Below are 6,582 nucleotides of genomic sequence, written 5' to 3' on the forward strand. Positions count from 1 at the left end.
TAGTCTTGCCGAATTTGTCCTGACAATGGATATGGAAAGAATGCTTGCCGAGATCGATACCAATAAGGGTGACGTTTTGCATGATGGACTCTCCAGAAAAAATACTCTATAAAGAGTATGGTTCACAAGGTGGGGAAGACCATCTCATTAACTCCCGTAGCCTGAAAGGAAGAGTAAGAATTGTGGTACATCTGCGCACTTTTGGAAGCAGATATCCTCGGACACCTAACCCTCCGTCTGAGGATGAAAGTTTCCCGGTGGTATTCATCATCGGCTATTCACATACATAACCGAGCAGAACATGCTCTGCCTTACGTTAATCGATACCGTTTTAACCGGTACAACATTCACCTGCATTTTGCATTTATCACGATAAACGTCCCGAAAACGGCGCGGCGTCACTTGTGTTAAAGCGCAGCGATTACCAAGTGACGCCGCCGGGCGGCCAACGTCCAGAACGCGTCTGGTCTGGCTTTACGATTGATTTGAACCACGAATTACTCAAAGTCACCCGTTATTTCGGGCATTTTCTGATTCTGAACCACGTTATTCGTTTGTTTTTTAACCTGACGCCTGACAACAGGCTGATGCAGTAAAAAAGGAAAAATCACACCACGTCATGATTAATGAGGCGTTCATCCTGACTAAAATCAGGCACTGAACGGGGAGTACTCCACCGCCGTGCTCAGCACGTAGCGGACTCCTGCAAAAACTCAACGCAATTTTCCCCTGCTACACATTATCTGACGCACCACGGAACGGTGGACCTGAACCGACACGCAGGGACTTGTTTAAAAACGAATGAAAAAGAAGCAAATGAGTGGGAAAGGCGAGAATGGCGCAGAAATCGGCACGTTCGAAAATCGAACAGTTCAGAAAAGAATTTATCACCCATGCCCGAAACGGGCGCGGAAGTTTTGCCACTGTCGTGGATCGTGAGCGGATTGCCCGGCAATTCCTTAATTTTCTGAAAGACAATGACATCAGGCTTCGACAAATGGACAGCCTCAAAGCCAAATATATTGAGCGCTATATTGCTGAGCGTAAGGCCAACAAGATCAGCCACCGAACCCTGCAAAATGAGATGTCAGCACTGCGGACGATTTTAAGGCAGGCGGGCAGGTATAAACTGGCCGCACCGGATAACTCCCGCCTGAGTAACCGGGCACTGGGTATTGTCGGGACGAGTCGCACAGGCACCAAAACGGCATTAATGCCTGCGGAATTTCAGGCGGTTTTACAGCAGGTTGAGCAAAAAGACCGGCGCGTGGCGGCGGTAATGCAACTGGCGTATGTACTGGGGTTACGTACCAAAGAAGCGGTGGAAGCTTATAAATCCTTGGCGACCTGGAAAAAAGCGCTGGAAAACGGGCATACCTCCGTGCGGGTGGTATTCGGCACCAAAGGCGGGTGGCCCAGACAGACGCTGATACTGGATCGGGAAGCCTTACAACACGCTATTGCTTACGCCGAATGCGAGCAGGCCGATCGCAGCGGCAAACTGATTGATAAACCCACTATCACTCAGGCCATAGACCGTTACCGATACATTGTCAGAAGTGCAGGACTGAACGGCAATAAAGCCCCGCACAGTATGCGCTACCATTTTGCCCAACAATCCGGGGCGCATTATACAGCGCAAGGATTCAGCGAGCGGGAAGCGCTGGCGCTGGTATCGATGGATTTGGGGCATGGCGATGGGCGAGGACGCTATATCAAGCAGGTGTATTACCAGAATATTGAGGATGAATAAGATCATCACGCTTCTGACATTATTTTCAGTATCAGAAAATGAATTACCGCTTGATCGTACTGTTTCAGAGCATTAATCCCCCGGCGCATATCGACAGGTTCCCGCACCAGAAAAAGCTGTTCGGGTTTCAGCATCGGGTCAGTACCTGAATCACTCCCGGCAATAATGCCAGCGGGCAGATGATAACATAGCCGTCGGGCGTCTGCAGGGTGACCGTGGGTGTTTGGGCAGACGGGAGTGAAACGGGTAACAATGCTGACAAACCCAGGCTGAAGTCGTGAGAGATTTTTTTACTGTCGGCGATCCAGTCCCGAAAAGAGGAAAAGTTCAGCTGATGCTGTTGACAATACTGTTTTCGGGTCAGGCCACTGTGCCGCCATTGGGTCACATGTTGCTGTTTTTGTTCCGGGGTGTATCGGTTACGGCGCATGATTGGGTCTCCAAATGAAAGATAAGAAGCCGTAGCGTGCATGTGCCGGATGGAAGGAACAAGGTGAGATCACCGGAGCCTTACCAAACAGATAAAGGCTAGATGGGTAAATCTGCGGCCAAGATGCGGTCACGTAATTCATCCGTACGGGTTGGATCCCGCGGGTGATTAAAAGTTGCCTAAAAAGCAGCACAGCTTTTGATGACTCACCTGCGTTAATACGACGGAGCGCCCCCGCGTTTGGGAGCGCTGATTCAGTGCAGGATCAATGCAAAGTGGTGGCCACCCTCCCCGTCATCACTCGTTCTTTCCCGCGAAGGATGCCTGAACAGTTGAAGCAGGCCGGGAAATCTGCATTTTTGTCTTTACCAACCAGGCGCTTGGTATAGATATATGTCCGCTCCAGACTTTCCTGGCTGTCGATCCCCAGTTCATCAAAACGGTGTAAGGCGAAGTTCAGTGCCTGCACCTCCGCGTGCAGGCCGGCGATCCCGGCCATCATGGGAAGCCGGTTATTATTTTTATCGAGATGTTCGATGATCCGTTTTTCGATAATCGGATGTAACGGAACCGGTTTTTCACCGAAATCCGTCGGCTTGGTGACAGGTGTGGCGTTCCGGTGGGAATAGATTTTTTTTTCCGAATACGCTTTCTTAATCCCCCCGATAAATTGCTGCCTATCGGTCACCTCGTAAGATGGCGTCGTACCGACATTGTCTCCAGACAGGCTAACACCTGGGAACCTCTTTTTCTCGTCTGACTCCAAGCTGCCGGGCAGGTTGAGAAAATGTCGGGTATAAATGACGCGATCGTCGAGAACGGCGACGACCGCCGCGTGCGCGGCGTACTCTTTGAGTTTCTTGTTGGTAAATTTCGTCTCGCCTGCAAACGCGTTTTTTCTGGCCACCGATTTCTCCGCGTTTATTCTGTCGGTTCCATTCTGAGCTTGCTGGAAAATCCGCCGAGTACTGTGGTCGATCATGCGATGGGCAATCCCTAAATCCGTGCCAGGCACGGTGTCTGAATGACGTTCGTGCTGATCCTCTCGGATCAGACCATCCCGATCGGTGAACGTCACTGGGTTGTTCCCAACCATCCGGTACAGGTTCAGTCCGTCCACTGTGCCCGCCGGATCTGCAGAGAGCCACCGCCCAACCCAGGGCTGGTAATAGCGATAGCCGTAGTAATACAATCCCGTTGCGTCCCGCTCCTTGCCCGAATACCGGAGGGTTTTGTAATCCACCTCCATCGCGCTGCACGCCGCGAGGATGGCTGTGCCGCCATACGGATAGTATTCCTCCTGGCTGATGAGGTTACCGCCGCCGTCCACTTCCAGGCCACTGCTGCCGATGAGATTGTCGTAGCTGTAACGCAGCGCGTCATTGCCGATATTGGCCGGCTTTCCACTCTCCCAGTGCAGTACCCGCACCTGGGTCCTCCCGGCCTCACCCACCATGATGACGTGAAGATGTTCTGTTTCTGCGCTGCCGTTTGTTGTGGTATGCAATTCTAGACCCGGCAGATACAACACCCGCTGCGTCTGCACGGTGTTACTGGCTTTCTGGGTGCTGACTTTCAGCACACGCTGGCTGGATGCGTCATAACGGTAGCTTTCGCCATCGTTTGTCGCTCCGTCACGCACCACCGGACTCACTTTCAACAGCTCACCGCGTGGCGTCCAGGCTAGTGTCTGGCCCAGTTGCAGCAGTGCTTGATACCCTCCAGCCGTGAACAGCGCATCCACTTCTGACGGGGTTTCCGTAAGCGTGCTTAACACGCCCCGGTTGCTGTGGTCGCTGATTGTGATGCCCGTGGTGTAGTTATTGTTCGTAGCAGGCGCACTGTGGCGTATCTGCGTCAGGTTGCCGGCACGGTCGTAGGTGTAGGTGCGGGTATAGTTTGTATACATGGCATTATCGAAGGAGGATCCCGGCGGGAGGTGGTTACCCTGCTGACCGGCATTCGCCATCTCGCGCCCGGTGGCGCTGACCAGCTGGTACAGGCTGTCATAGACATACCTGTTCTCCGGTACCACTTTTTGGTTGCGCCAAAAGTGCGTTTCTTCGGCGTCATTGCGCACACTGAGCACATTGCCCACCGGATCATACTCGTAGCGCAGGTCTTGCTGTACCTTCGCACCGGCAGCATGCCCGGTCGGCCGTTCAGTTCTGATGTCGATCAGGCGCTGGGTCTGTGGCTCGTAGGTGTAAGTAGTCACCACACCATTGCCGTGCGCTTCGCGCAGTTTTTGCCCTGCGGCCGAGTAGGCCAGAGAGGTTACGATGGCCTGCTCTTTTTGCCCTTTCAGTGACAGCCAGCTACCCGTCAGCAATCCTGCCACATCATACGCCAGCCGCTGTACGTTACCCATTGCATCCGTACGGGTCAGTAATGCGCCCGTGGCATCCACCGTGCTCAGGGTGGTGAAGTTTTCCGTCGCCAGCCGGTCGTTCCAGGCGGATTCATTGCCTCCCTGCCAGTCTGCGTCCGTATCGTCCGGCAGCAGTTGGCGCGTGACGGACAGCGGGATGCCGTTAAGTGCAATACTGTTTGTCTGGTTCAGTCCGGCGGTGTCATAGTGACACACGCACTGTCCGGCCAGGTTGCTGTTCTTCTCTGCCTGAGTGTTCCCGGCCCAGACAAAACGCTCTGTGATACGGGCCGTTTCGCCAGCAGGCTGTTCGGTGATACTGAGCGGGCGTCCGGGTAAGGTTTCATGCTCATACTGCCATGTGCGGGTGACCCCGGTTGCATTGATGGCCAGTACGGGGCGACCCGTAATATCATTCAGCATCAGGGTATTACCTGCATCGACACTCCTTGTGCGCACAACCTCACCCGTCAGTGCAATATCATAAATCAAGTTGGGATTGACTGTATTATCCGTCTGCTGTAAGTCAAACAGACGCGGATCAATACTGTGTGCTAGCCGACCTGCGAGCGTAAACCGATGGCGGGTGATCCGCTCATCGGTTTTGGTGGGGGTATCCGGGTGGCGGTGATAATGGAGCTCGCGAACGGTCAGCCCCCGGTTATCCAGGACAGCCACTTCCGGCGTGTTTTGATACAAGTTATTGCCGCGGTTTAAAGTCATAAGACATTGCCTTTATAGAGTAGTTAACCTTCCCCCGTCTCTGGCAGGAAGGTCTAATTATTTAACGTTATCGAGTTAACTAAGAGAGCGTGTCGTTTTCATCTTCATTCACGACAAACCAAGGTGTCAGCCGATTTTGACGTAAATAGCCTTTGGCGGTTCTCACCTGGTATTCCCGGCCAAGGGGATCATAACGGTATGTATCGGCATACAAATCCTGCCGGGCACTGTCATCGCGGAGGTACTGCCAGGCATCCAGGAAAAAGGGCTGGTAGGTTCGGACAGGTTGTCCTTTGCCGTCATACTCGGTCCGGCCTGAGACCGCCCAGCGGGTGGTGGTACGGGCGACGATGGGTTTTCCTGTCGCGTCCGTACTCAGGCTGCCGTTTGCGGCTCGTTGCCAGGCTTCCCCTGGCGCATGGTAGACGGCACTTTGCAGTAAACGCCCAAAGCCGTCGCTGTAGGTGACGCTCTTACGCAGTTGTTGCTCAGGGTCGGTGTCATAACGGTCAGTGGCTAGCGCCAGAACATGGACAGGCTCCCGTGAATCGGTTAATGCCTGCTCATCCATCACAATACCCTGACGTTGCTGCCAGCGCCGGAAACCCAGCACACAAATCCGCTTATCTTCCGTCACTACTCCCGCGTCAAGCAGTGCCTGCCATGTAAAGCCCGCCATAGATTCCTGATAGCTGTGCGCCAGCGGCATCCAACTCAGCGGTGCATAGACGATGCAATTAGCGACCGGAAGATTGGGTTTCAGGCCGAGTGCCTCCTCCACGGAGGAGGGCGGTGTAAATGGGTACTTTTCAGGCGGGGTGTAACCCTGCGGGGTGCCTGCCTCTGTCCCCCAGAACCGGCTGGATGACACTTGCCCCAGCGCATTCAGGGTGATGTGTTGTTGGTTGTCATTCGCATCCGTTATCTGAACGGGGGTCAGGAAGCGGTAATCATAGGTGGCATCTGTATATAGGCCGGCAGCATCCTGCATGCGAATGACGGCACAGTAATGGGTATCCCAATGAATGACGTTTTTTCCAACCTGCACCGTAGCGCGCTGGGCCAACGGACGGTAAAACGCCTCCGTCCCGCCGTAATCGGTATGGCCCTGACGGGCAACCCAAACCGCCGATTCCGCCCCGGTATTGAACGGTCGAGGAATATACAAATAACCCGCCTCAATTAATTTCTTTTCCAAGGCTTCAGGGGTTAATGTGCCATTAAAGGCCTGCAACGCCAGCTCATCAAAAACCGCGGTTTCGGTATAAGCCACCAATGCCTGCCGGGTCGGGTTTTCTTCGGGGC

At 53.7% G+C, this 6,582-nt stretch carries 6 protein-coding genes and 1 pseudogene; 3 read left to right on the forward strand and 4 right to left on the reverse strand.

Going from position 1 to position 6,582, the window contains the following annotated elements; all coding sequences use genetic code 11:
* Positions 1-80: 80 nt before the first annotated feature.
* The 3 genes from Xenpb_RS18800 (at position 81) to Xenpb_RS18810 (ending at position 1,753) form a co-directional block, all read left to right on the forward strand.
* Positions 81-290, forward strand: coding sequence for a hypothetical protein (locus Xenpb_RS18800; protein WP_187655663.1), 210 nt, complete (start codon positions 81-83; stop codon positions 288-290).
* Positions 291-404: 114 nt separating this feature from the next.
* The gene (locus Xenpb_RS18805) at positions 405-596 is read left to right on the forward strand and encodes a hypothetical protein (RefSeq protein WP_187655664.1); all 192 of its coding nucleotides are present in this window, start codon (positions 405-407) and stop codon (positions 594-596) included.
* 239 nt (positions 597-835) lie between these two features.
* The gene (locus tag Xenpb_RS18810) at positions 836-1,753 is read left to right on the forward strand and encodes an integrase domain-containing protein (protein WP_187655665.1); all 918 of its coding nucleotides are present in this window, start codon (positions 836-838) and stop codon (positions 1,751-1,753) included.
* Between the two features lie 5 nt (positions 1,754-1,758).
* Here the strand turns inward: Xenpb_RS18810 and Xenpb_RS20215 are convergent, their stop codons facing one another.
* From Xenpb_RS20215 to Xenpb_RS18825, 4 genes and pseudogenes are all read right to left on the reverse strand, one after another.
* On the reverse strand, positions 1,759-1,887 hold the full coding sequence (locus Xenpb_RS20215; RefSeq protein ID WP_255523203.1) for a hypothetical protein: 129 nt from the start codon (positions 1,885-1,887) through the stop codon (positions 1,759-1,761).
* Positions 1,881-2,183 carry a transposase gene (locus Xenpb_RS18815; RefSeq protein WP_187655666.1) on the reverse strand — a complete coding sequence of 101 codons (303 nt, stop codon included), beginning with the start codon at positions 2,181-2,183 and terminating at the stop codon, positions 1,881-1,883. The genes Xenpb_RS20215 and Xenpb_RS18815 overlap by 7 nt, the downstream gene beginning before the upstream one ends.
* A gap of 265 nt (positions 2,184-2,448) precedes the next feature.
* A complete protein-coding gene (locus Xenpb_RS18820; RefSeq protein ID WP_187655667.1) occupies positions 2,449-5,277 on the reverse strand; it encodes an RHS repeat-associated core domain-containing protein in 2,829 nt (942 codons plus the stop codon).
* Between the two features lie 79 nt (positions 5,278-5,356).
* A pseudogene (locus tag Xenpb_RS18825) lies at positions 5,357-6,582 on the reverse strand (virulence protein); the annotation flags it as partial.

Origin of the sequence: Xenorhabdus sp. PB62.4 (assembly GCF_014467285.1) — a bacterium.
Taxonomy (GTDB): domain Bacteria; phylum Pseudomonadota; class Gammaproteobacteria; order Enterobacterales; family Enterobacteriaceae; genus Xenorhabdus.